General features: G+C 58.6%; 19 protein-coding genes. 10 read left to right on the top strand and 9 right to left on the bottom strand.

Annotated features, from left to right (window positions below; genetic code table 11):
* Positions 1-150: 150 nt before the first annotated feature.
* Genes AC19YQ_RS08415 through AC19YQ_RS08405 form a run of 3 tightly spaced genes read left to right on the top strand, consistent with a single transcriptional unit; the run spans position 151 to position 4,963 of the window.
* Positions 151-1,116, top strand: coding sequence for an HlyD family secretion protein (locus tag AC19YQ_RS08415; RefSeq protein WP_133079077.1), 966 nt, complete (start codon positions 151-153; stop codon positions 1,114-1,116).
* On the top strand, positions 1,113-3,845 hold the full coding sequence (gene rbbA / locus AC19YQ_RS08410; protein WP_339477041.1) for a ribosome-associated ATPase/putative transporter RbbA: 2,733 nt from the start codon (positions 1,113-1,115) through the stop codon (positions 3,843-3,845). Before AC19YQ_RS08415 ends, rbbA begins: the two co-directional genes overlap by 4 nt.
* Positions 3,845-4,963 (top strand): ABC transporter permease, encoded by a 1,119-nt coding sequence (locus AC19YQ_RS08405; protein ID WP_133079079.1) that lies wholly within the window; start codon positions 3,845-3,847, stop codon positions 4,961-4,963. Before rbbA ends, AC19YQ_RS08405 begins: the two co-directional genes overlap by 1 nt.
* Positions 4,964-4,981: 18 nt before the next feature.
* Here the strand turns inward: AC19YQ_RS08405 and AC19YQ_RS08400 are convergent, their stop codons facing one another.
* A complete protein-coding gene (locus AC19YQ_RS08400; RefSeq protein ID WP_339477039.1) occupies positions 4,982-5,386 on the bottom strand; it encodes a flagellar basal body-associated protein FliL in 405 nt (134 codons plus the stop codon).
* A 100-nt stretch (positions 5,387-5,486) separates the two neighbouring features.
* On the bottom strand, positions 5,487-5,855 hold the full coding sequence (locus AC19YQ_RS08395) for a hypothetical protein (protein ID WP_500594921.1): 369 nt from the start codon (positions 5,853-5,855) through the stop codon (positions 5,487-5,489).
* A gap of 365 nt (positions 5,856-6,220) precedes the next feature.
* On the opposite strand from AC19YQ_RS08395, the gene glpT reads away from it, so the two are divergent.
* Positions 6,221-7,576: a glycerol-3-phosphate transporter gene (gene glpT / locus AC19YQ_RS08390; RefSeq protein WP_133079082.1), complete on the top strand. Its 1,356-nt coding sequence runs from the start codon at positions 6,221-6,223 to the stop codon at positions 7,574-7,576.
* Here glpT and AC19YQ_RS08385 read toward each other — a convergent pair.
* Positions 7,573-8,232, bottom strand: a complete 660-nt coding sequence (locus AC19YQ_RS08385) for a gamma-glutamylcyclotransferase (protein ID WP_257622990.1) — start codon at positions 8,230-8,232, stop codon at positions 7,573-7,575. The genes glpT and AC19YQ_RS08385 overlap by 4 nt on opposite strands.
* 202 nt (positions 8,233-8,434) lie before the next feature.
* Here AC19YQ_RS08385 and AC19YQ_RS08380 point away from each other — a divergent pair, with 202 nt between their 5' ends.
* The gene (locus tag AC19YQ_RS08380; RefSeq protein WP_219262582.1) at positions 8,435-8,914 is read left to right on the top strand and encodes a sn-glycerol-3-phosphate transporter; all 480 of its coding nucleotides are present in this window, start codon (positions 8,435-8,437) and stop codon (positions 8,912-8,914) included.
* Positions 8,915-9,027: 113 nt separating this feature from the next.
* On the opposite strand, the gene AC19YQ_RS08375 is transcribed toward AC19YQ_RS08380, so the two are convergent.
* The 5 genes from AC19YQ_RS08375 to AC19YQ_RS08355 all read right to left on the bottom strand — a co-directional run bounded on the left by AC19YQ_RS08375 (position 9,028) and on the right by AC19YQ_RS08355 (position 14,255).
* Positions 9,028-9,996 (bottom strand): CDP-6-deoxy-delta-3,4-glucoseen reductase, encoded by a 969-nt coding sequence (locus AC19YQ_RS08375; protein ID WP_500594920.1) that lies wholly within the window; start codon positions 9,994-9,996, stop codon positions 9,028-9,030.
* Entirely contained in the window at positions 9,996-11,462 is a 1,467-nt protein-coding gene (ubiD, locus tag AC19YQ_RS08370) for a 4-hydroxy-3-polyprenylbenzoate decarboxylase (protein ID WP_133079084.1), read from the bottom strand. The genes AC19YQ_RS08375 and ubiD overlap by 1 nt, the downstream gene beginning before the upstream one ends.
* 142 nt (positions 11,463-11,604) lie before the next feature.
* Positions 11,605-12,864 carry a transcription termination factor Rho gene (gene rho, locus AC19YQ_RS08365; RefSeq protein WP_003438291.1) on the bottom strand — a complete coding sequence of 420 codons (1,260 nt, stop codon included), beginning with the start codon at positions 12,862-12,864 and terminating at the stop codon, positions 11,605-11,607.
* Between the two features lie 233 nt (positions 12,865-13,097).
* On the bottom strand, positions 13,098-13,427 hold the full coding sequence (trxA, locus tag AC19YQ_RS08360; RefSeq protein WP_016783018.1) for a thioredoxin TrxA: 330 nt from the start codon (positions 13,425-13,427) through the stop codon (positions 13,098-13,100).
* Between the two features lie 120 nt (positions 13,428-13,547).
* Positions 13,548-14,255: a FadR/GntR family transcriptional regulator gene (locus AC19YQ_RS08355; RefSeq protein ID WP_500594919.1), complete on the bottom strand. Its 708-nt coding sequence runs from the start codon at positions 14,253-14,255 to the stop codon at positions 13,548-13,550.
* A 256-nt stretch (positions 14,256-14,511) separates the two neighbouring features.
* Between AC19YQ_RS08355 and AC19YQ_RS08350 the strand changes: the two genes are divergently transcribed.
* From AC19YQ_RS08350 to ppx, 5 genes are all read left to right on the top strand, one after another.
* Positions 14,512-15,297, top strand: coding sequence for a transporter substrate-binding domain-containing protein (locus AC19YQ_RS08350; protein WP_339477032.1), 786 nt, complete (start codon positions 14,512-14,514; stop codon positions 15,295-15,297).
* A 21-nt stretch (positions 15,298-15,318) separates the two neighbouring features.
* Entirely contained in the window at positions 15,319-15,984 is a 666-nt protein-coding gene (locus AC19YQ_RS08345) for an amino acid ABC transporter permease (protein ID WP_133079087.1), read from the top strand.
* A complete protein-coding gene (locus AC19YQ_RS08340) occupies positions 15,981-16,631 on the top strand; it encodes an amino acid ABC transporter permease (protein WP_219262605.1) in 651 nt (216 codons plus the stop codon). The genes AC19YQ_RS08345 and AC19YQ_RS08340 overlap by 4 nt, the downstream gene beginning before the upstream one ends.
* Entirely contained in the window at positions 16,618-17,355 is a 738-nt protein-coding gene (locus AC19YQ_RS08335) for an amino acid ABC transporter ATP-binding protein (RefSeq protein WP_219262585.1), read from the top strand. The genes AC19YQ_RS08340 and AC19YQ_RS08335 overlap by 14 nt, the downstream gene beginning before the upstream one ends.
* Before the next feature lie 279 nt (positions 17,356-17,634).
* Positions 17,635-19,137: an exopolyphosphatase gene (gene ppx, locus AC19YQ_RS08330; protein WP_339477030.1), complete on the top strand. Its 1,503-nt coding sequence runs from the start codon at positions 17,635-17,637 to the stop codon at positions 19,135-19,137.
* Between the two features lie 110 nt (positions 19,138-19,247).
* Here the strand turns inward: ppx and ppk1 are convergent, their stop codons facing one another.
* Positions 19,248-21,485, bottom strand: a complete 2,238-nt coding sequence (gene ppk1, locus AC19YQ_RS08325) for a polyphosphate kinase 1 (protein WP_133079091.1) — start codon at positions 21,483-21,485, stop codon at positions 19,248-19,250.
* Between the last annotated feature and the right edge of the window lie 148 nt (positions 21,486-21,633).

The following is a 21,633-nucleotide window of genomic DNA, read 5'->3' as shown; positions in this document are numbered from 1 at the left end:
GCGAGCAAGCCCGCTCCCACCACTCACCTCGCCTCGTGGCAGGCAACATCCTGTATTCCCGTCTACGCTCTGGTCTTCCTTTGACTGGCATCAAGTCGTAATCGCCTTGAAAAGGTCAAACTAGAGCGCTCTGAGACACAGGATGTCGGCATGTCTAGCAATTCCCGAATTTCCCATTATTTCGTCATCCCCTTGGCTGTCCTGCTGATCGCAGCAGGCGGGTTCGGGTATTGGAAATCCCGGCTCGACAGCCTTCCTGAAGGCATCAGCATGGCCAACGGTCGACTCGAAGCCACAGAAGTACAGATTGCAGCCAAAACCCCGGGACGCCTGGCCGAAGTGCTGGTCGACGAAGGTGATCGCGTGACTCAGGGCCAACTGCTGGCCCGCATGGATACCCGCACCCTGGAAGCGACCCGCGCGCAAGCCGAAGCCGAAGTGCTGCGCGCCCGCCAAACCCTGGCCGCCAACGAAGCCAATGTGCAATTGCGCCAAAGCGAAAAGCGCCTGGCCAGCCAGGAACTCGCGCGCTTTCGCCAACTGTCCCAACGCGGTTTTGCCAGCGGCCAGCAACTCGACCAGCAACAGGCACGGTTTGATACCAGCAACGCAGCCGTGGTGGCAGCACAGGCCCAGGTTGCAGCAGCCAAAGCCGCGATCGGCTCATCCGAAGCCCAAGTTGCGCAACTCACCAGCGAAATCGATGACAGCAGCCTGCGCGCCCCCATCAACGGCGTGATCCAGTTGCGCCTTGCCGAACCCGGCGAAGTGCTGGGCGCAGGCGGACGGGTATTTATGATGATCGACCCCAGCGACCAGTACATGAACCTGTACATGCCCGCTTCGGTGGTCGGCAAGCTGACCGTGGGTGCCGACGCCCGCATCGTGCTTGACGCCCTGCCCGACCAGGCGCTGCCAGCCAAAATCGCTTTTGTCGCGGCCAAATCGCAATTCACGCCCAAAGAGGTCGAAACCCGGGACGAGCGGCAAAAATTGGTGTTTCGCGTCAAGCTGCGCCTCACCGACCCAAGCGCCGTGCCCCAGGCCAAGCCGGGCATGCCGGGAGCAGGTTATGTACGAACCGCAGACGTCGCCTGGCCGGCTAATCTGCAATGAGCGACCTGGCGCTCAACGCCAGTGGCATCAGCCACTGGTATGGCAAACAACAGGCATTGTTCGACATCGCCTTCAGCCTGCCAAAAGGCACGCGCTGTGGTTTGATCGGCCCGGACGGTGCGGGTAAATCGAGCCTGCTGGGACTGATTGCCGGGGTCAAAAAGCTTCAACAAGGCAACCTTGAAGTGCTCGGCGGCCCGATTGACGACCGCCGCCATCGCAACACCCTGTACCCACTGATCGCGTTTATGCCCCAAGGCCTGGGCGGCAACCTTTATCCCGAATTGTCGATCAGCGAAAACATCCGCTTTTTTGGCACCCTGTTCGGCCTCTCAAAAGAAGAGTGCGAACAGCGCATGGCCGAACTGCTCAAGGCCACCGACCTGGAGCGTTTTGCCGAACGTCCCGCGGGCAAGCTGTCGGGCGGGATGAAGCAAAAGCTCGGGCTGTGCTGCGCGCTGATCCACGAGCCGGATTTGCTGATCCTCGACGAGCCCACCACCGGGGTTGACCCGCTGTCGCGTCGACGCTTCTGGGAACTGGTGGATGACGTACGCAGCCAGCGCCCTCAACTGACGCTTCTGGTGGCAACTGCCTACATGGAAGAGGCTGAGCAGTTTGAACACTGCCTGATGCTCGATCGCGGCAAATTGATTGCCGCCGGTTTAAGCCATGAGTTGGCGACTGTCACTGCTACCGGCAAGCTCGACGAAGCCTTCACCCATTACCAGGGTGACAGCGGGCACAATAATGAGCCTTTGGTGATCCCGCCTCGCACCAGCGACAACAGCGATATCGCCATTGAGGCCCACGACCTGACCCTGCGGTTCGGCGACTTTACGGCAGTGAACAACGTCAGCTTCGCCATTGGCCGGGGTGAAATCTTCGGCTTTTTAGGCTCCAACGGCTGCGGCAAAACCACCACCATGAAAGTCCTGACCGGACTGATGCCCGCCACCGAAGGCAGCGCCAAATTGCTTGGCAATCCGGTTAATGCCAAAGACCTGGCCACCCGCAAGCGTGTGGGCTTCATGTCGCAAAGCTTCTCGCTGTACGGTGAGTTGAGCGTGCGGCAAAACCTGGTGTTGCACGCGCAACTGTTCGACTTGCCCAAGGCCGAAAGCGAACCGCGTATCGAAGAGTTGATCGAGCGCTTCGACCTGGGCGATGTGGCCTCACAACAGTCTGGCGAATTGCCGCTGGGCCTTCGCCAGCGTTTGTCGCTGGCGGTTGCCGTGCTGCATCGCCCCGAAGTACTGATCCTCGATGAGCCGACCTCGGGGGTCGACCCTGCCGCCCGCGATGACTTCTGGCGTTTACTGATCGAGCTGTCACGCGAGCAAGGGGTGACCATCTTTCTGTCCACCCACTTCATGAACGAAGCTCAACGCTGCGACCGCATATCGTTGATGCACGCGGGCAAAGTGCTGGCCTGCGACACGCCCGATGCGCTGCAACACCAGTTCAAGGGCGACACACTGGAAGCCGCGTTTGTCACCTGCCTGGAACAGGCACAAAACGATCAGGACGCCAGCCCTGCGCCTGAAGCTGAGCCTGTCGCCACGCCGGTGGCCAATGCCCCGCCGCCGATCAGCAAAAAAGGCTTTAGCCTGACCCGGCTGATCGCTGTCGCCAGCCGCGAATCCAAGGAATTGCTGCGCGACAAAGTGCGCATGGCGTTCGCCTTGCTGGGCGCCGTGTTCATGATGGTGATATTTGGCTACGGCATTTCTCTGGACGTCGAGAACCTGGCCTTCGCCGTCTACGACCAGGATCAGAGCCCACAAAGCCGCGCCTACCTGGAAGCCTTCCGCAGTTCGCGCTACTTCGAAGAGCATGCCCCGATCAGTAGCGCCGACGAGTTGCACAAACGCTTGCAACGCTCTGAAATCAAAATTGCCTTGGAGATCCCGCCAGGCTTTGGCCGCGACTTGTACGCCGGACGCCAGCCTACGGTCGCCGCCTGGCTGGACGGTGGCATGCCATTTCGGGCCGAAACCAGCCGCAACTATGTCGAAGCGGTACACACCGCCAACCTTGAGCAGCTCTCCACCCTCAGCAGTCAGGCGCAAAACAGACAGGCAGCGGCCAAACTCGAAACCCGCTTTCGCTACAACCAGGACGTCATCAGCGTGAACGCCATCGGCCCCGGCGTGATGGCGCTCATCCTCGCGTTTATCCCGGCCATGCTCACAGCGCTGGGCATCGTGCGCGAAAAGGAACTGGGGTCAATTACCAACTTCTACGCCACACCCCTCACCCGCCTCGAATTCCTGCTGGGCAAGCAGGCGCCGTATCTGGCCGTAAGCCTGGTCAATCTGGCATTGCTGGTGGCGATGAACCGCTGGCTGTTCGGCGTTCCATTCAAAGGCAGCGGTGTCACGCTGGCGCTGGGCGGGCTGCTGTATGTGCTGGCAACCACCAGCATGGGCTTGCTGATTTCCGCCTTCACCCGCACCCAGATCGCGGCGATCCTGGGCACCATGATTATCACCAGCTTGCCGACCATTCAGTTCTCCGGGCTGATCGTGCCGCGCTCCTCGCTTGAGGGCTCGGCGGCACTGATGGGCATGCTGTTCCCGGCCGGGCACTTTCTCGACATTGCCGTAGGCACCTTTACCAAAGCCCTGGATTTGCGCCAGTTGTGGCCCCAGTGCTTGGCCTTGTTGGGGTTCTTTGTGGTCTTCACCGGGCTGAGCCTGATCATGCTCAAGAAGCAGGAGGTCTGATGCACAAGCTCTCGCACATCCTGCGCCTTGGCCTTAAAGAACTGACCAGCCTGCGCCACGACAGCGTGTTACTGCTGTTTTTGTTCTACGCCTTCACCGTGGCTATTTACATGCCCGCTGCCGGTTCGATTATCGGGGTGCACAACGCCAGCGTTGCCATCGTCGATGAAGACCACAGCGCCTTGTCCCGCAAACTCGCAGAATCGCTGCTGCCCCCAGAGTTCCAGGCCCCGCAAGCCCTGCCCTACGATCAACTGGACCAGTCGATGGACAGCGGCCAGTACACGTTTGTGATCAACGTGCCGGTCAATTTTCAGGCCGACTTGCTGGCCGGGCGTGAGCCGAGCGTGCAGGTCAACGTTGATGCCACGGCCATGAGCCAAGCCTTCATGGGTGCGGGTTACATCGGACGGATCTTCCAGCGGGAGCTGCTCAATTACACGGGACAGGCCGACGCGGCAGCCAAAACCCCGGTGCTGATCAGTAACCGGGCACTGTTCAACCCGAACCTGGAAGGTGGATGGTTTCTGGCCGTCATCCAGATTGTGAATAACATCACCATTCTGGCCATTGTGCTGACGGGTACCGCCCTGCTGCGGGAGCGGGAACACGGCACCCTCGACCATCTGCTGGTGCTGCCGCTGACAGCTCTGGAAATCATGCTGGCGAAAATCTGGAGCAACATGCTGGTGGTGGTGTTGTGTACCTGGATATCACTGGAAGTGGTGGTGAAGTGGGCGCTGGGCGTGCCGCTGGCGGGGTCGCTGACCCTGTTTTTACTGGTCACTGCGCTCTACCTGTTTGCCAGCACCGCGCTGGGAATCTTTCTGGCAACGCTGGCCCGCTCAACGCCGCAATTCGGTTTGCTGGCCATACCCGTGATCATCCCGATGCTCTTGCTTTCAGGCGGCAGCACGCCGCTGGACAGCATGCCCCAATGGCTGCAATGGGTGATGCAGTGCTCGCCGTCGACCCACTTTGTGAGCCTGAGCGCGGCGATACTGTTCCGCGATGCGGGGGTGAATGTGGTGTGGCCCGACTTGTTGGCACTGGCCGCCATCGGGCTGGTGTTCTTCGCCATCGCGCTGGCGCGGTTCCGCAAGAGCCTTGCCTCGTAGTGTCGGGCGAGTTGCGCCTTACTGAACGATCAAGTTGTTGAACAGCAAATCGTCCACCATCGGTTTGCCGGTTTCATCGGTCATCACCTGCTGGATCTGCTTCAGGGCTTGCTGACGCAGCTTCTCCTTTGCCTCGACGCTGCCCAGGGTGTCACTGGTCTGCTGGGTAAACAGCCCCACCAGCTGATTACGAATCAACGGGTCATTGGCTTTAACCGCCTTGGCAGCCTCGGGACCCGTCACGCGCAAGGAAATATCGGCCTTGTACACCTTGAGTTTCGAACTGCCGTCCAGGCCGTAATTGCCTACAAACGGTGGGCTCAGGGTGATATAGCTAACCTTGTCGCCGCCTTCTTGCGCCTCTTCTCCAACCGCTGCCATCGGCAAGGACAGGGCCAGCATCAACATGATCCACGCTTTCACAATTCGCTCCTTAATACGGTTGGGGGCAAGCATACGGGGCTGCTTGCGGACCTATCTACCCTTATCGGCCAATCCCTGAAAAGCCGTAGGCCAGCGCGATTCAGTTGTGTCCAGCCACCCCGGTCATCAGTAGCGCCCTGACGCGTTCAGGCAACATGTCCACAAATTTCCGGCTGCGTTTTCGCTGACAGGTTTCAATCACTTTGCCCGCACCTTGCGAAAGCGCGTACAAGCCCGTCGCCAACTGATCGATGGAATACTGCCCGACCTCAAAACCCTCGATCAATAGGCTGCGGGTCTGCCGGAACAACGTTATCTCGGCCAGAGGCTGGTCAATTGCGCCACGAAGGTAGCCCTTCACTTCCCGGTTCAGCTTGAGGCAGGTTGCGCTGCGCAGGTCGATCGAAAACGCCTCTGCCCGTGCACCCGCTGCCATAAACATCACGAAAAACCACACCAGACACTTCATCTACTGCCCCCTTTTTTGCGCCAAACCGCGCCCACTGGAATCCAAAGGGGGAAATAGTAGTGGTGTGCTGGCTGACCTCTCAGTTCACCGGCTCTGAGCCTGTCGTGAGATCGCTCCGATTGAACAACCCGCCTCTGCCCACTTAAACATCTCAGAACAATTATTTATTAGCCCTTGGAAGTAGATTTCTGACAGATCCCAGACTCAAGGTGTCTGCTGTCGGGTTTATAAGCACGCGAGATGTTCACAAGCGAAAATCGTACGTGGGATTATTCCTTCAGCTCCAGGGATAAGGCCTGTCATTTTCAGTAACGAAAATGTAACGTTCGACACCGCTGATATAACAAGAAATTTGGAGCTCTTGAATGTTTGCTTTTTTCCGACCTGCCGCACACCAGGCTCCCCTGCCTGAAGAAAAAATAGACAGCACCTATCGACGACTGCGCTGGCAGATTTTCGCCGGTATCTTTTTTGGTTACGCCGGTTACTACCTGCTGCGTAAAAACTTCTCGCTGGCCATGCCGTACCTGATTGACGAGGGTTATACCCGGGGTCAACTGGGCGTGGCGATGTCGGCGATAGCCATTGCCTACGGCCTGTCCAAGTTCCTGATGGGACTGGTGTCCGACCGCTCTAATCCACGCTTCTTTTTGCCTTTTGGCTTGATGATTTCAGCTGGGGTCATGTTCATTTTCGGTTTCGCACCTTGGGCAACGTCCAGCGTGACCATGATGTTCATTTTGCTGTTTATCAACGGCTGGGCTCAGGGCATGGGCTGGCCGCCCAGTGGCCGGACCATGGTTCACTGGTGGTCGCAGAAAGAACGCGGCGGTGTGGTGTCTGTGTGGAACGTGGCCCACAACGTGGGCGGCGGCCTGATCGGCCCGCTGTTTTTGCTGGGCATGGCCTGGTTCAACGACTGGCACGCCGCTTTCTATGTACCCGCCACCGTTGCCCTGTTAGTGGCACTGTTTGCGTTTATTGCCATGCGCGATACGCCGCAGTCAGTCGGCTTGCCGCCGATTGAGGAGTACAAGAATGATTACCCGGCGGGTTACGACGCCAGCCACGAAGACGAGTTCAGTGCCAAAGAGATCTTCGTCAAATACGTGCTGCGCAACAAAATGCTCTGGTATATCGCCATGGCCAACGTGTTCGTTTACCTGCTGCGCTATGGCGTACTGGACTGGGCGCCAACCTATCTGAAGGAAGCCAAGCACTTCACGGTGGACACCACCTCGTGGGCGTACTTCTTCTACGAGTGGGCAGGGATTCCCGGCACGCTGCTGTGCGGCTGGATGTCGGACAAGATCTTTCGCGGCAATCGCGGCCTGACCGGCATCGTGTTCATGTCGCTGGTGACTGTTGCGACACTGGTTTACTGGCTCAACCCGCCGGGCAACCCGACCATCGACATGATCGCGCTGTTTTCTATCGGCTTCCTGATTTACGGGCCGGTGATGCTGATCGGCTTGCAGGCCCTGGAACTGGCACCCAAGAAAGCTGCAGGGACTGCCGCAGGCTTTACCGGGTTGTTCGGCTACCTGGGCGGTTCCGTCGCGGCCAGCGCGGCAATGGGCTACCTGGTTGACCACTTCGGTTGGGATGGCGGCTTTGTGCTGCTGATCAGCGCATGCCTGTTGGCCATCGCGTTCATGATCCCGACCCTGCGCCACAAAAATGTGGCCAGTGAAGAACGTGCGGTTACTGCTCCCGCCTAAGGCGTGATCGGCACACAGCGCTTGAGCCGCGCCTCCAGATTTCGATCTGGCATGGCGTGGCTGCGCAGGGCGCTTACGGTCTGCTCGACATAATCGCGAGTCGTGCCGTAGCGTCCGCTGGCGTTGGCCAGTACCTGGCTCAACACGCCATCCGGCAAGTTGCCCGCATAGCTGGGTAGATGTCGCTCCAGTACAAACCCCAAAGCCTGCACCTGACTGCCGTCTTCGAGTCGGCACGTCAGCCAGTGCGGCCGATACGAGGGCACTGGCATTTCACGCAGCCACAGGGCGTAGAGCGAAGCGTCGAGGTTGTCTTCCGGCAAGCGATAAGCGAAGCCACTGCACGAACCACCACGGTCCAGGCCAAAGACCAGGCCCGGCCACTGAGGTGTGCCGCGATGCTCGTGAGACCACAAATACAGCCCGCGATGGTAGCCATGAACCCGGCCACGCACGCGTTCGACCGCCGTGCATTCAGGACGCCAGATCAATGAACCATATGCAAATAGCCAGACCGGCCCGCCTTGATGGCGCGCCATGGTGCTGTGCATGGAGTTGAGCAATTGTTCTGGCGTCAGCGGCGCACCGAGATCAAGTCGCGGCGGATAAGCCAGATTCAGGCAAGAAGATTCACTGATATTTATCGCTGGTGGCATTGGGTCCTACAGGCATTACATGCAGTAAACAAAATAACGACATTAATCTTATAGCACCAAATGCCATATGGCCTGCTCGGCAAGACGTATGACCGGGCGACTTCATGATTGCAACTACACTAGAATTCGTTTTGTTCAGGGGATGTTCAAGTCATCCCTTTATAGTTGCTGGCCGCAGGCGCACACCCAATGAGGTAGGTAGATGAGAAAACTTGGGATTTGCTTCCTGGCGATACTGGCGTATGCCACTTCCGCACTGGCACAAGATGACGCACAGCAAAAAAAAGAGGGGTTTTGGTATCTGCAAACCAGTGTCTATACCCGGCACTTTTCGCCAGACCCTGAGCACAACAACAATCAGGATCTAATCGGTATTGAGCGCCATGACGCTTCAGGCTGGTTAGTTGGCGGGGCAACCTTTCGCAACTCATTTCGCCAGCGTTCGTATTACGCCTATGCGGGCAAGCGCTTTGATAGCGACACGTACCCTGTGTATTTGAAGCTCACAGGCGGCCTGCTGGAAGGCTATCACGGCGAATATCAGGACAAGATCCCGCTTAACCGCTTTGGCGTAGCCCCGGTGATCATTCCTTCGGTCGGCGCCTACTATGGCCCGGCAGCCGTCGAGTTGGTGCTGCTGGGCTTCAATGCCGCAATGATCACCACCGGTTTACGTTTTTGAGGCAAAACCTGTGGGAGCGGCGGTGCGACGATTCAACCTGCCGCGATGCAGACGGCGCGGTCTACCTGCATGACCGCTGTGATGCCATCGCGAGCAAGCCCGCTCCCACACATTCAAGTCCGCGGGCAGTAGGCAAAGACGTCGGCGCGCATCTGGTGCGCGTCCATGCCGGCTGCCACCAGGGCGTCGAGGGTGCCGTAGATCATCGCCGGTGAACCGCTGGCATAGACATGCACACTGGCCAGATCGCTGATGTCTTCGCACACGGCTTCATGCAGCATGCCGCACCGACCTTCCCACCCGCACAGATCACTCACCACTTTGTGCAGGAACAGGTTGGGGATTTTCTCCCATTGCTCCCACTCTTCCAGGGTGTAGAAATCTTCAGGACGACGTACGCCCCAGTACAAGTGCACCGGGTGCTTGAACCCTTTTGCGCGGCAATGCTCGATCAAACTGTGCATTTGCGCCATGCCGGTACCCGCAGCGATCAGCACCAGCGGGCCGTCCGGCAATTCGGACAAATGCGTGTCACCGAACGGCAGCTCGAGACGGACCATCTTGTTGCGCTGCAGTTGTTCGATCAGGCGCCGGGCGCTGTCCTCGCGAACCAACACATGCAGCTCAAGGTCGCGCCCCGAGTGCGGGGCGCTGGCCAGTGAAAATGCCGACTTGTCGCCATTTTCACGCTCCAGCATCACGTATTGCCCGGCGTGATAACGCGGCGGTTTGCCTGCAGGCGCACGCAAGCGCACGCGCCACACATCGCCACCCATATCGACACATTCGGTCAACTGACACGCCAGGCTACGCACCGGTAACTCTCCCAACGCAAGCACGCCATCCCACAACACCACACAGTCTTCAAGCGGGGCCGCCAGGCAGGTATAAAACTCGCCATGATCGCGCACGTCACCCGCTTGCTCCACCTGGCCCTCAACCAGCAAGGCCGCACACACGTGGCAATTACCATTGCGACAGCTCTGCGGGCATTCATAGCCCAGACGTTGCGCCGCATCCAGAATTCGCTCGCCAGGCAAGGTTTCCAGCACCGCACCTGAAGGCTGCAAGGTTACACGCATCAATCTATTCCTAATTGATTCCAGATGTCATCGATCCGGCGAGTGACCGCCTCATCCTTGACGATGACACGGCCCCATTCGCGGGTGGTTTCACCTGGCCATTTGTTGGTCGCATCCAGCCCCATCTTCGAACCCAGGCCGGAAACCGGCGAGGCAAAGTCGAGGTAATCGATGGGCGTGTTATCGATCATCACCGTATCGCGCTTGGGATCCATGCGCGTGGTGATGGCCCAGATCACGTCGTTCCAGTCGCGGGCATTGATGTCGTCGTCGGTGACGATAACGAATTTGGTGTACATGAACTGGCGCAAAAACGACCACACACCCAGCATTACGCGCTTGGCGTGCCCCGGATACTGCTTTTTGATGGTCACGATGGCCATGCGATACGAGCAGCCTTCGGGTGGCAGGTAGAAGTCGGTAATTTCCGGGAACTGCTTTTGCAGGATCGGCACAAACACTTCATTCAGCGCCACGCCCAAAATCGCCGGCTCATCCGGTGGACGGCCGGTGTAGGTGCTGTGGTAGATCGGCTTGACCCGGTGGGTGATGCGCTCAACGGTAAATACCGGGAAGCTGTCGACTTCGTTGTAGTAACCGGTGTGGTCACCGTACGGGCCTTCGGGGGCCATCTCGCCAGGGTGGATCACGCCTTCAAGAATGATTTCAGCCGTGGCAGGCACTTGCAGGTCATTACCCCGGCACTTCACCAGCTCGGTGCGATTGCCACGCAGCAAGCCCGCGAAGGCGTATTCGGAAAGGCTGTCCGGCACAGGGGTGACGGCGCCGAGAATGGTCGCAGGGTCTGCACCCAGGGCCACGGAAACCGGGAATGGCTGGCCGGGGTGTTTTTCGCACCAGTCACGGTAGTCCAGCGCGCCGCCACGGTGGCTCAACCAGCGCATGATGACCTTGTTGCGACCAATCACTTGCTGGCGATAAATGCCCAGGTTCTGACGTTCCTTGTTCGGACCTTTGGTCACGGTCAGGCCCCAGGTAATCAGGGGCGCAACATCGCCCGGCCAGCAGTGCTGGACCGGTAACTGACCGAGGTCGACGTCATCACCTTCAACGACCACTTCCTGGCACACCGCGTCCTTGACGACTTTCGGGGCCATGGCAATGATCTTGCGGAAGATCGGCAACTTGGACCACGCGTCTTTCAGGCCTTTAGGCGGCTCGGGTTCTTTAAGGAACGCCAGCAGCTTGCCGATTTCACGTAATTCACTGACCGCTTCGGCGCCCATGCCCAAGGCCACGCGCTCCGGCGTACCAAACAGGTTGCCGAGCACAGGGATGTCGTAACCCACCGGGTTTTCGAACAGCAAAGCCGGACCTTTGGCGCGCAAAGTGCGATCGCAAATTTCTGTCATTTCCAGCTTGGGAGACACTGGAACCTGGATGCGCTTGAGTTCGCCGCGCTTTTCCAGGCCGCTGATAAAGTCGCGTAAGTCGCGATACTGCATGCTTGAGCCTCGTAGTGGCCGTGGCGTTGGGAGACAGAGTGTAGCGCCCAAGCCGTCTGTTCAGAAGGGAGAGCTGCCCGGATCAAAAAAGCTCAGACAGCAAAAAGCCGGGTTTCCCCGGCTTTTGCTTGCCTGCGACGACTTACTTGCGCTTCATCGACAGGAAGAACTCATCGTTGGTCTTGGTCTGTTTCAGCTTGTCGATCAAGAACTCGATAGCTGCGACTTCGTCCATCGGGTGCAACAGCTTGCGCAGAATCCACATGCGTTGCAGCTCGTCGTCCGCGGTCAGCAACTCTTCGCGGCGAGTGCCGGAACGGTTGATGTTGATCGCAGGGAAGACGCGCTTTTCAGCGATCTTGCGGTCCAGAGGCAGTTCCATGTTGCCGGTGCCTTTGAACTCTTCGTAGATCACTTCATCCATCTTCGAGCCGGTTTCAACCAGCGCGGTAGCGATGATGGTCAGCGAGCCGCCTTCTTCGATGTTTCGCGCAGCACCGAAGAAACGCTTTGGCTTCTCAAGGGCGTGAGCATCGACACCACCGGTCAATACCTTGCCGGAGCTCGGGATCACGGTGTTGTAGGCACGGGCCAGACGAGTGATGGAGTCGAGCAGGATCACCACGTCTTTCTTGTGTTCGACCAGGCGCTTGGCCTTCTCGATCACCATTTCAGCAACCTGCACGTGGCGGGTTGGTGGCTCGTCGAAGGTGGAGGCAACCACTTCGCCGCGCACGGTACGCTGCATTTCGGTTACTTCTTCCGGGCGCTCGTCGATCAACAGAACGATCAAGTGCACTTCAGGGTTGTTACGCGAAATGTTCGACGCAATGTTCTGCAGCATGATGGTCTTGCCCGCTTTTGGCGGAGCAACGATCAGACCGCGCTGACCTTTACCGATCGGTGCACACAGGTCGATGACACGACCGGTCAGATCTTCGGTGGAACCGTTACCGATTTCCATCTTCATGCGTACGGTCGGGAACAGCGGGGTCAAGTTCTCGAAGAGAATCTTGTTTTTCGCGTTCTCTGGACGATCGTAGTTGATCGTGTCGACTTTCAGCAGTGCGAAGTACCGCTCGCCTTCTTTTGGCGGACGGATTTTACCGACGATGGTGTCGCCAGTGCGCAAGTTGAAGCGTCGAATCTGGCTTGGCGAGACGTAGATATCGTCTGGGCCGGCCAGGTAAGAGGCATCAGCGGAACGCAGGAAGCCGAAGCCGTCCTGGAGAATCTCCAGCACGCCATCACCGGAGATTTCCTCGCCGCTTTTCGCGTGCTTTTTGAGCAGGGAGAAAATCACGTCCTGCTTGCGCGAACGGGCCATATTTTCTATGCCCATCTGTTCGGCCAATTCGAGCAGTTCGGTAATCGGCTTTTGCTTGAGTTCAGTCAGGTTCATATAGGAATGACGTAATCATTTATGGAGGGGGAAATTAAGCTTTTGGCTTAATGAGGCCGCGCCGCAGAGAAGGCGACAGGATCGCGTACTAATTCGATAAGGAGTGCGTCGGCGACGGCTTGCAGGGGGCAGTGGAGAAACCAGTGCGGGGCCGAATGTACCACTTGAGTTTCATAGCGTCTAGTCCTTGAGCCATGAAAAAGCCCCGCATTTAGCGGGGCCTTTATCGACGCTTAGATGTTGGCGTCGAGGAATGCAGCCAACTGCGACTTCGACAGCGCACCGACCTTGGTGGCTTCGACGTTGCCGTTCTTGAACAGCATCAACGTAGGAATACCACGTACGCCGTGCTTGGCCGGGGTTTCCTGGTTTTCATCAATGTTCAGCTTGGCAACAGTCAGCTTGCCTTTGTAAGTCTCTGCGATCTCGTCCAGAACCGGCGCGATCATTTTGCAAGGGCCACACCATTCAGCCCAGTAGTCGACCAGTACAGCGCCTTCAGCCTTGAGAACATCGGCCTCAAAGCTAGCGTCGGTGACGTGTTTAATAAGATCGCTGCTCATGGAAGTCTCCGTGGTTGTAAGCAAAAACGTAGCACATCATAGCCGTCATCACCGCGTTCAGGAAGGTGAGGGATGATTGACTCTTACTATAGTGGTGCATGAGTGCGGATATCGCCCGCTTCAGGAGCCGGCAGGGGTGACGAACACTATCCCGGTTCGTGACGCAGCCTGGCGAATGTGCTCGCCCATGGCTTTATGCGCGGGACCACTGGCGTGGCGGGCCAGTGCCCGGAGTATTTTGCGATGCTCCTGCCAGGTTTCCATCGCCCGCTCACGGCGGATGAACGGCAACTTCTGGCTTTCGAGAAAAATATCGGCGCGGGTAATCAGAATATTGGCCATTGCCTGATTGCCACTGGCGCGCAGAATCAGTTGATGAAACTCGAAGTACAGTTGCGCGGCCCGCTCAAAATCCTCGGCGCGCAATTCATGACGCATTGCCTCGACATTATCTTGCAGCACGTCCAGTTCGTCGCGGGTCAACCGCACTGCCGCCAGCCCGGCGGCAAAGCCCTCCAGCGCGTAACGCAGCTGGAAAATATCCTGCGCGCAGGCCTGCGCCGCAAAGGGCCAGTCCGCCGCCGGCGTCACGACCGCGGGCTCATCTGCCGCCTGGACATACACACCTTTGCCCGGCTGCACGCTGATCACGCCCAGTGCGCTGAGTGAGGACAACGCCTCGCGCAACGATGCCCGGCTGACACCCAGTTGCACCGCCAGCTCGCGTTGAGACGGCAAGGCATCGCCCGGTACAAAACCGTTCTCGACGATCAATTTACGAATGGCCAGCAATGCCACTTCGGGTACGGCCCGTGCGCTTGAATTCATCACAAATCGGCTTGATCGGCTCAGGAAAGCCGTAGTTGTAAAGCTATTGCCAACGCTCGGCAAGTCACGCCCCAAGCCGGTTCAAGCCTTGGGACGAACGCTCGATCGAGGTGCAAAAAACCCGGCCACTGTTCAGACCAGTCCGACCACCACAAGCCTTCTTTCATCAGCTTCGCAGGCCATAAATACCCTGTTGGCATGGCCTGTGCTCTGTCCAAAACAGACACCACCGCCCGCCCGTTCCCGGAGAGTTGCCATGACCCAGCGCTACAGCGCCCTGATTTGCGCCTTGTTCGCCAGCCTGATGCTGAGCCAGGCCCCGGCTCACGCCAATGACCTTGAGGATGTAATTGCACGCGGCACGCTCAAGGTCGCAGTCCCTCAGGATTTTCCGCCCTTCGGCTCGGTGGGCCCTGACATGAAGCCTCGGGGGCTGGACATCGACACCGCCAAACTGCTGGCCGACCAGCTCAAGGTCAAGCTTGAGCTGACCCCCGTCAACAGCACCAATCGCGTGCCTTACCTGACGACTGGCAAAGTCGACGTGGTGATTTCCAGCCTCGGTAAAAACCCGGATCGCGAAAAAGTCATCGACTTCTCACACGCTTACGCGCCGTTCTACCTGGGCGTGTTTGGACCGCCAGACGTTCAAATCAAAACCCTGGACGACCTCAAGGGTAAAACCATCAGCGTCACCCGGGGTGCGATCGAAGACATCGAACTGACCAACGTGGCCCCTGCCGGCGTCACGATCAAGCGCTTCGAAGACAACAACTCAACCATCGCCGCTTACCTGGCGGGCCAGGTGGACTTGATCGCCAGCGGCAACGTGGTGATGGTCACCATCAGCGAGCGCAACCCCAAGCGCCTTCCGGCGATGAAGCTCAAACTCAAGGATTCGCCGGTCTACGTGGGCGTCAACAAGGGCCAGCCCGAGTTGCTGGACAAAGTGAACCAGATTCTCGCCACGGCCAAAGCTGACGGCAGCCTGGAGAAAAACGCGCTGCAATGGCTCAAAGAGCCGCTGCCCGCTGACCTCTGATAGCTTGCGACGAGGTCAATCATGGCTTATCAGTTCGACTTTTTACCGGTGCTGCAAAACAGCGACCTGTTAGTGCGTGGCGCCCTGTTCACGCTTGAGCTGACCGCTATCGGCACAGTGCTCGGGGTCAGCCTGGGGATTGTCGGCGCTGTGGTCCGGGCGTGGAATATTCGACCTTTCGCTGCGCTGTTCGGGCTGTATGTCGAGTTGATCCGCAACACGCCGTTTCTGGTGCAGCTGTTTTTTATCTTCTTTGGCCTGCCAGGCCTGGGTGTGCACATCAGCGAATGGCAGGCCGCGGTGCTGGCGATGGTGATCAACCTGGGCGCCTATTCCACGGAAATAATTCGTGCGGGCATTCAGGCCATCCCCAAAGGCCAGCTGGAAGCGGCATCGGCCCTGGCCATGAGCCGGTTCGAGACGTTTCGTTATGTGGTGCTGCAACCGGCGCTGGCCAAGGTTTGGCCCGCCTTGAGCAGCCAGATCATCATCGTGATGCTCGGGTCGGCGGTCTGTTCGCAAATCGCCACCGAAGAGCTGAGCTTTTTTGCCAACTTCATTCAGTCGCGCAACTTCCGGGCGTTTGAAACCTATGCCCTGACGACCCTGATCTACCTGTGCATGGCCTTGCTGATCCGCCAGTTACTGAACGGATTCGGCCGCCGTTACCTGAGCAGGAGCCGCTGATGGACTTCACCTTCTGGGACATCGTGCGCAATTTGCTGATGGGTTTGCAGTGGACAGCCGCCCTGTCACTTGTCGCGTTTATCGGCGGCGGCCTGATCGGTTTGCTGGTGCTGCTGATGCGCATCTCCAAAAGCCGCTTCGCCCGCACTCTGGCACGCTGCTATATAGAGCTGTTCCAAGGCACGCCCTTGCTGATGCAACTGTTCCTGATCTTCTTTGGCGTGGCCTTGCTGGGCATCGATATTTCGCCGTGGATGGCCGCCGCGCTGGCCCTGACGCTGTTCACCAGCGCCTACCTGGCCGAGATCTGGCGTGGCTGTGTCGAGTCGATTGCCCACGGCCAGTGGGAGGCCTCGGCAAGCCTGGCCATGAGCCCGCTTGAGCAGTTGCGCCATGTGATCCTGCCGCAAGCCTTGCGGGTTGCCATCGCGCCCACTGTGGGGTTTTCAGTGCAGGTCATCAAAGGCACTGCCGTGACCTCCATCATCGGTTTCACCGAACTGACCAAGACCGGCAGCATGCTGGCCAACGCGACCTTTGAGCCCTTTATGGTCTATGGCCTGGTGGCGCTCGGTTACTTCCTCCTGTGCTACCCCTTGTCGCTCAGTGCGCGCCATCTGGAAAGGAAACTGCATGCCTCTGCTTAGAGTTACCGCCCTGCATAAATATTACGGCGACCACCATGTGCTCAAAGGCATCGACCTGACCGTCGAGCAGGGCCAGGTTGTCGCGATCATCGGTCGCAGCGGCTCGGGCAAGAGCACCCTGCTCAGAACCCTGAACGGGCTGGAGTCCATTAACGACGGGGTCATTGAAGTCGATGACGAATACCTGGACGCCGCCCGCGCCGACTTGCGCAGCCTGCGCCAGAAGGTCGGCATGGTGTTTCAGCAGTTCAATCTGTTCCCGCACCTTAGCGTGGGCGAAAACGTCATGCTCGCCCCGCAAGTGGTGCAAAAAGTCCCCAAGGCCAAGGCCGCAGCCTTAGCGCGGGAAATGCTGGAGCGGGTGGGCCTGGGCGACAAGTTCGACGCGTTCCCCGAGCGTCTGTCGGGCGGGCAGCAGCAGCGTGTGGCGATTGCCCGGGCGCTGGCCATGTCACCCAAGGTGCTGCTGTGTGACGAAATCACCTCGGCCCTCGACCCGGAACTGGTCAACGAGGTGCTCAGCGTGGTGCGCCAGCTGGCCCGCGAAGGCATGACGCTGATCATGGTCACCCACGAAATGCGTTTTGCCCGTGAGGTGGGCGACAAGCTGGTATTCATGCACCAGGGCAAGGTGCATGAAGTGGGCGATCCAAAAGAGCTGTTCGCCAATCCGAAAACCCCGGAACTGGCGAATTTTATCGGGACGGTGGAGGTGAACGGTTAACCCATCCCTCCGATGGGAGCGGGCTTGCTCGCGATAAAGGCAACGCGGTGAGTCAGATGCGCCGTGTTGATAGCATCGCGAGCAAGCCCACGCCCACGCCCACGCCCACAGAAAAACCGACCTGACACGGCACTTAAATCGCACACAAAAAAACGAATTATCCCGGAAGAGCTAACGTCATTGCTTTCGTGCTTCATATCAATGCATCTGACATCACGCGTTGGCGCGAGCCTTTGATCGTGGCACGATGTTCAGGTTATCGACCGAGACCCCTCAACCATGCCCCAATCCCAAGCCAAGAATCCGTCCCTGATCGCCGCCATCGATCTGGGTTCTAACAGCTTTCACATGGTGGTGGCCAAGGCCCAGAATGGCGAAATCCGCATTCTTGAACGTCTTGGTGAAAAGGTGCAGTTAGCTGCCGGCATCGACGAAGAACGCAAACTCACCGAAGAATCCATGCAACGCGGGCTCGATTGCCTCAAGCGTTTTGCCCAGCTGATCAACGGCATGCCGTTGGGCGCTGTGCGCATTGTGGGGACTAACGCATTGCGCGAGGCGCGTAACCGCAACGAATTTATCGTGCGCGCCGAAGAGATCCTGGGGCACACCGTCGAAGTTATTTCCGGTCGCGAAGAAGCGCGCCTTATCTATCTTGGCGTCTCCCACACCCTCGCCGACACGCCGGGCAAGCGCCTGGTGGCCGACATTGGCGGCGGCAGTACCGAATTCATTATTGGCCAGCGCTTTGAACCGCTGCTGCGCGAAAGCCTGCAGATGGGCTGCGTCAGCTTCACCCAGCGTTATTTCCGCGACGGCAAGATCACCCCGGCTCGCTATGCCCAGGCCTACACGGCTGCGCGTCTTGAAATCATGAGCATTGAGCACGCCCTGCACCGCTTGACCTGGGATGAAGCGATCGGCTCCTCAGGCACCATTCGGGCCATCGGCCTGGCCCTCAAGGCGGGCGGTCATGGCAATGGCGAGGTGAATGCCGAAGGCCTGTCCTGGCTCAAGCGCAAGCTGTTCAAGCTGGGTGAAGTGGACAAGATCGACTTTGAAGGCATCAAGCCCGACCGCCGAACCATTTTCCCTGCCGGGCTGGCGATTCTTGAAGCCGTGTTCGACGCTCTTGAACTGCAACGCATGGACCACTGTGACGGCGCACTGCGTGAAGGCGTGCTGTACGACCTGCTGGGCCGTCATCACCACGAAGACGTGCGTGAGCGTACCCTCAGCTCGCTGATGGACCGCTATCACGTCGACCGCGAGCAAGCCGCCAGGGTTGAACGCAAAGCCCTGCGCGCCTTTGATCAAGTCGCCAAGTCGTGGGACCTCAAAGACGGTGTCTGGCGTGAACTGCTGGGCTGGGCGGCCAAGGTGCATGAAGTCGGGCTGGACATTGCCCACTATCACTACCACAAGCACGGCGCCTACCTGATCGAGCACTCCGACCTTGCCGGCTTCTCACGTGAAGACCAGCAAATGCTCGCGCTGCTGGTGCGCGGTCATCGTCGAAATATTCCAAAAGACAAGTTCGCCGAATTTGGCGAGGACGGCATCAAGCTGATTCGCCTGTGCGTGCTGCTGCGTTTTGCGATCCTGTTCTACCACATCCGTGGCAACCAGGAAGCGTCGCAGGTCAAGCTGCGCGCCGAGGGCGATCACCTTGAGGTGATCTTCCCCGAGGGCTGGCTTGAGCAGAACCCGCTGACCCAGGCCGACTTCGAACAAGAAGCTCAATGGCTGACCCGGGTCGGGATTGTGCTGACGGTGTCCTGACCCGACACCATTCAAACCAACTGTGGGAGCGGGCTTGCTCGCGATTCTGACAACGCGGTGCTGGCGTTGATCCAATCGCGGGCAAGCCCGCTCCCACAGGGGTTACAGCGTTATACCGAAGGCCCGGTGCTCACCGTCAATACGGGCAGGCTCAAACGCTCCAGCAAGGTTGCCTGGGCGCTGCGCGGGTTCTGGTTACCGGTTGGCGTGTTACGGATGTAACGGCCGTCCGATTGCAGGCTCCAGCTGTGGGTGTTGTCGGTCAGGTAGCACTCCAGCTCTTTCTTGACCCGCAAAATCAGCTTTTTACCCTCGACCGGGAAGCAGGTCTCGACGCGTTTATCGAGGTTGCGCTCCATCCAGTCGGCACTGGACAGGAACATCTGCTCTTCGCCGCCGTTGAGGAAGTAAAACACCCGCGTGTGCTCCAGGAAGCGGCCGATGATCGAGCGCACGTGGATGTTGTGCGAGACACCCGGAATGCCCGGACGCAGGCAGCACATCCCACGCACAATCAAATCGATTCGCACCCCAGCCTGGCTGGCCTTGTACAGCGCCCGAATGATTTTCGGGTCGGTCAGCGAGTTGAACTTGGCGATGATATGCGCCGGTTTGCCTTCAACCGCGAACTGGGTCTCGCGGGCAATCATGTCGAGCATGCCCTTCTTCAACGTGAATGGCGCATGCAGCAGTTTTTTCATGCGCAACGTCTTGCCCATGCCGATCAGCTGGCTGAACAACTTGCCTACGTCTTCACACAGCGCGTCGTCCGAGGTCAACAGGCTGTAATCGGTGTAGAGCTTGGCGTTGCCGGCGTGATAGTTGCCGGTACCCAAGTGCGCGTAACGCACGATCTCCCCTGCCTCACGGCGCAGAATCAGCATCATCTTGGCGTGGGTCTTGAAGCCGACCACACCGTAGATCACCACCGCACCGGCCGCTTGCAGACGGCTGGCCAGCTGCAGGTTGGACTCTTCGTCAAAACGCGCACGCAGCTCGATCACCGCGGTCACTTCTTTACCGTTACGCGCGGCATCGACCAGCGCATCCACGATTTCAGAGTTGGCACCGCTGCGGTACAGGGTTTGGCGCACGGCCAGAACATGGGGGTCTTTGGCCGCCTGGCGCAGCAAATCCACGACCGGGGTAAACGACTCAAACGGGTGCAGCAGCAAAATATCCTGCTTGCTGACCACGCTGAAAATATTCTCGCTGTTCTGCAGCAGCTTCGGGATGGCCGGGGTAAACGGCGTGTATTGCAGCTCAGGGTGGCTATCGAGCCCCGTGATACTGAACAGACGCGTGAGGTTCACCGGACCATTGACCTGATACAACTCGGTTTCATGCAGGCTGAACTGCTTGAGCAGGTAGTCGGACAAATGCTTGGGGCAGGTGTCGGCGACTTCCAGGCGTACGGCATCGCCGTAACGACGAGAGAACAACTCGCCACGCAGGGCGCGGGCCAGGTCTTCTACATCTTCGGTATCGACCGCCAGATCGGCGTTACGGGTCAGGCGGAACTGGTAGCAGCCTTTTACCTTCATGCCCTGAAACAGGTCATCGGCGTGGGCGTGGATCATCGACGACAGGAACACGTAGTTGTCCCCTGCGCCGCCAACCTCTTCAGGCAACCTGATCACACGCGGCAACAGGCGCGGTGCCGGGATAATCGCCAGGCCCGAATCACGACCGAAGGCATCGATGCCTTCAAGCTCGACGATAAAGTTCAGGCTCTTGTTCACCAGAAGCGGGAACGGGTGCGTTGGGTCCAGGCCAATCGGGGTGATGATCGGCGCGATTTCGTCGCGGAAGAACTTGCGTACCCACGCCTTGATCTTGGTGTTCCAGTGCCGGCGACGAATAAAGCGCACCTGATGCTTTTCAAGTTCGGGCAGCAGGATGTCGTTGAGGATCGCGTATTGGCGATCCACATGGCCATGCACCAGCTCACTGATGCGGGCCAGCGCCTGATGCGGCTGTAAACCATCAGCACCGGCCTGTTCACGGGCGAAGGTGATTTGCTTCTTCAGGCCCGCGACACGAATCTCAAAAAACTCATCCAGGTTGCTGGAGAAAATCAGCAGGAACTTCAACCGCTCAAGCAGCGGGTAGGACTCATCCAGCGCTTGTTCCAGCACGCGAATGTTGAACTGCAATTGCGACAGCTCACGATGGATATACAGGCTGCTGTCATCAAGGCCAGGAACGGCAATCGCCGGATGCACCGCCGCATGCGTCTCGGCCACGGCAGGCGCAGGGGCTTGAGGTTCAGGCGGGGTTTCAGAGACTGGCTCAGCAATCGGCTGAGCTTCAGTGGCAACGATTTCAGCAAGTCCTTCGGTATTCATTGAATGATCCTGTAAGAGCGGGTTTGACTCTCGTAACAGTTAAGCGACACCAGCAGTCAAGTTGTCAGAATGCCATCAACGCCAGCGGGTTTAAACCGCTCCAAGGCGCTTTATGCGGGCCTGAGCCTGGTTAGAGGGCGATTTATTG

The organism is Pseudomonas sp. MF06569, assembly GCF_059862735.1.
This window is presented reverse-complemented; position numbering and strand designations above follow the sequence as displayed.

Coding starts and splice junctions, on each gene's coding strand:
- ppk1 (WP_133079091.1), bottom strand. CDS start 21,485: ATGAATACCGAAGGACTTGCTGAAATCGTTGCCACTGAAGCTCAGCCG.
- AC19YQ_RS08405 (WP_133079079.1), top strand. CDS start 3,845: ATGCACAAGCTCTCGCACATCCTGCGCCTTGGCCTTAAAGAACTGACC.
- AC19YQ_RS08355 (WP_500594919.1), bottom strand. CDS start 14,255: ATGAATTCAAGCGCACGGGCCGTACCCGAAGTGGCATTGCTGGCCATT.
- rho (WP_003438291.1), bottom strand. CDS start 12,864: ATGAACCTGACTGAACTCAAGCAAAAGCCGATTACCGAACTGCTCGAA.
- glpT (WP_133079082.1), top strand. CDS start 6,221: ATGTTTGCTTTTTTCCGACCTGCCGCACACCAGGCTCCCCTGCCTGAA.
- AC19YQ_RS08345 (WP_133079087.1), top strand. CDS start 15,319: ATGGCTTATCAGTTCGACTTTTTACCGGTGCTGCAAAACAGCGACCTG.
- AC19YQ_RS08375 (WP_500594920.1), bottom strand. CDS start 9,996: ATGCGTGTAACCTTGCAGCCTTCAGGTGCGGTGCTGGAAACCTTGCCT.
- rbbA (WP_339477041.1), top strand. CDS start 1,113: ATGAGCGACCTGGCGCTCAACGCCAGTGGCATCAGCCACTGGTATGGC.
- AC19YQ_RS08380 (WP_219262582.1), top strand. CDS start 8,435: ATGAGAAAACTTGGGATTTGCTTCCTGGCGATACTGGCGTATGCCACT.
- AC19YQ_RS08385 (WP_257622990.1), bottom strand. CDS start 8,232: ATGCCACCAGCGATAAATATCAGTGAATCTTCTTGCCTGAATCTGGCT.
- AC19YQ_RS08350 (WP_339477032.1), top strand. CDS start 14,512: ATGACCCAGCGCTACAGCGCCCTGATTTGCGCCTTGTTCGCCAGCCTG.
- trxA (WP_016783018.1), bottom strand. CDS start 13,427: ATGAGCAGCGATCTTATTAAACACGTCACCGACGCTAGCTTTGAGGCC.
- AC19YQ_RS08395 (WP_500594921.1), bottom strand. CDS start 5,855: ATGAAGTGTCTGGTGTGGTTTTTCGTGATGTTTATGGCAGCGGGTGCA.
- ubiD (WP_133079084.1), bottom strand. CDS start 11,462: ATGCAGTATCGCGACTTACGCGACTTTATCAGCGGCCTGGAAAAGCGC.
- AC19YQ_RS08415 (WP_133079077.1), top strand. CDS start 151: ATGTCTAGCAATTCCCGAATTTCCCATTATTTCGTCATCCCCTTGGCT.
- ppx (WP_339477030.1), top strand. CDS start 17,635: ATGCCCCAATCCCAAGCCAAGAATCCGTCCCTGATCGCCGCCATCGAT.
- AC19YQ_RS08335 (WP_219262585.1), top strand. CDS start 16,618: ATGCCTCTGCTTAGAGTTACCGCCCTGCATAAATATTACGGCGACCAC.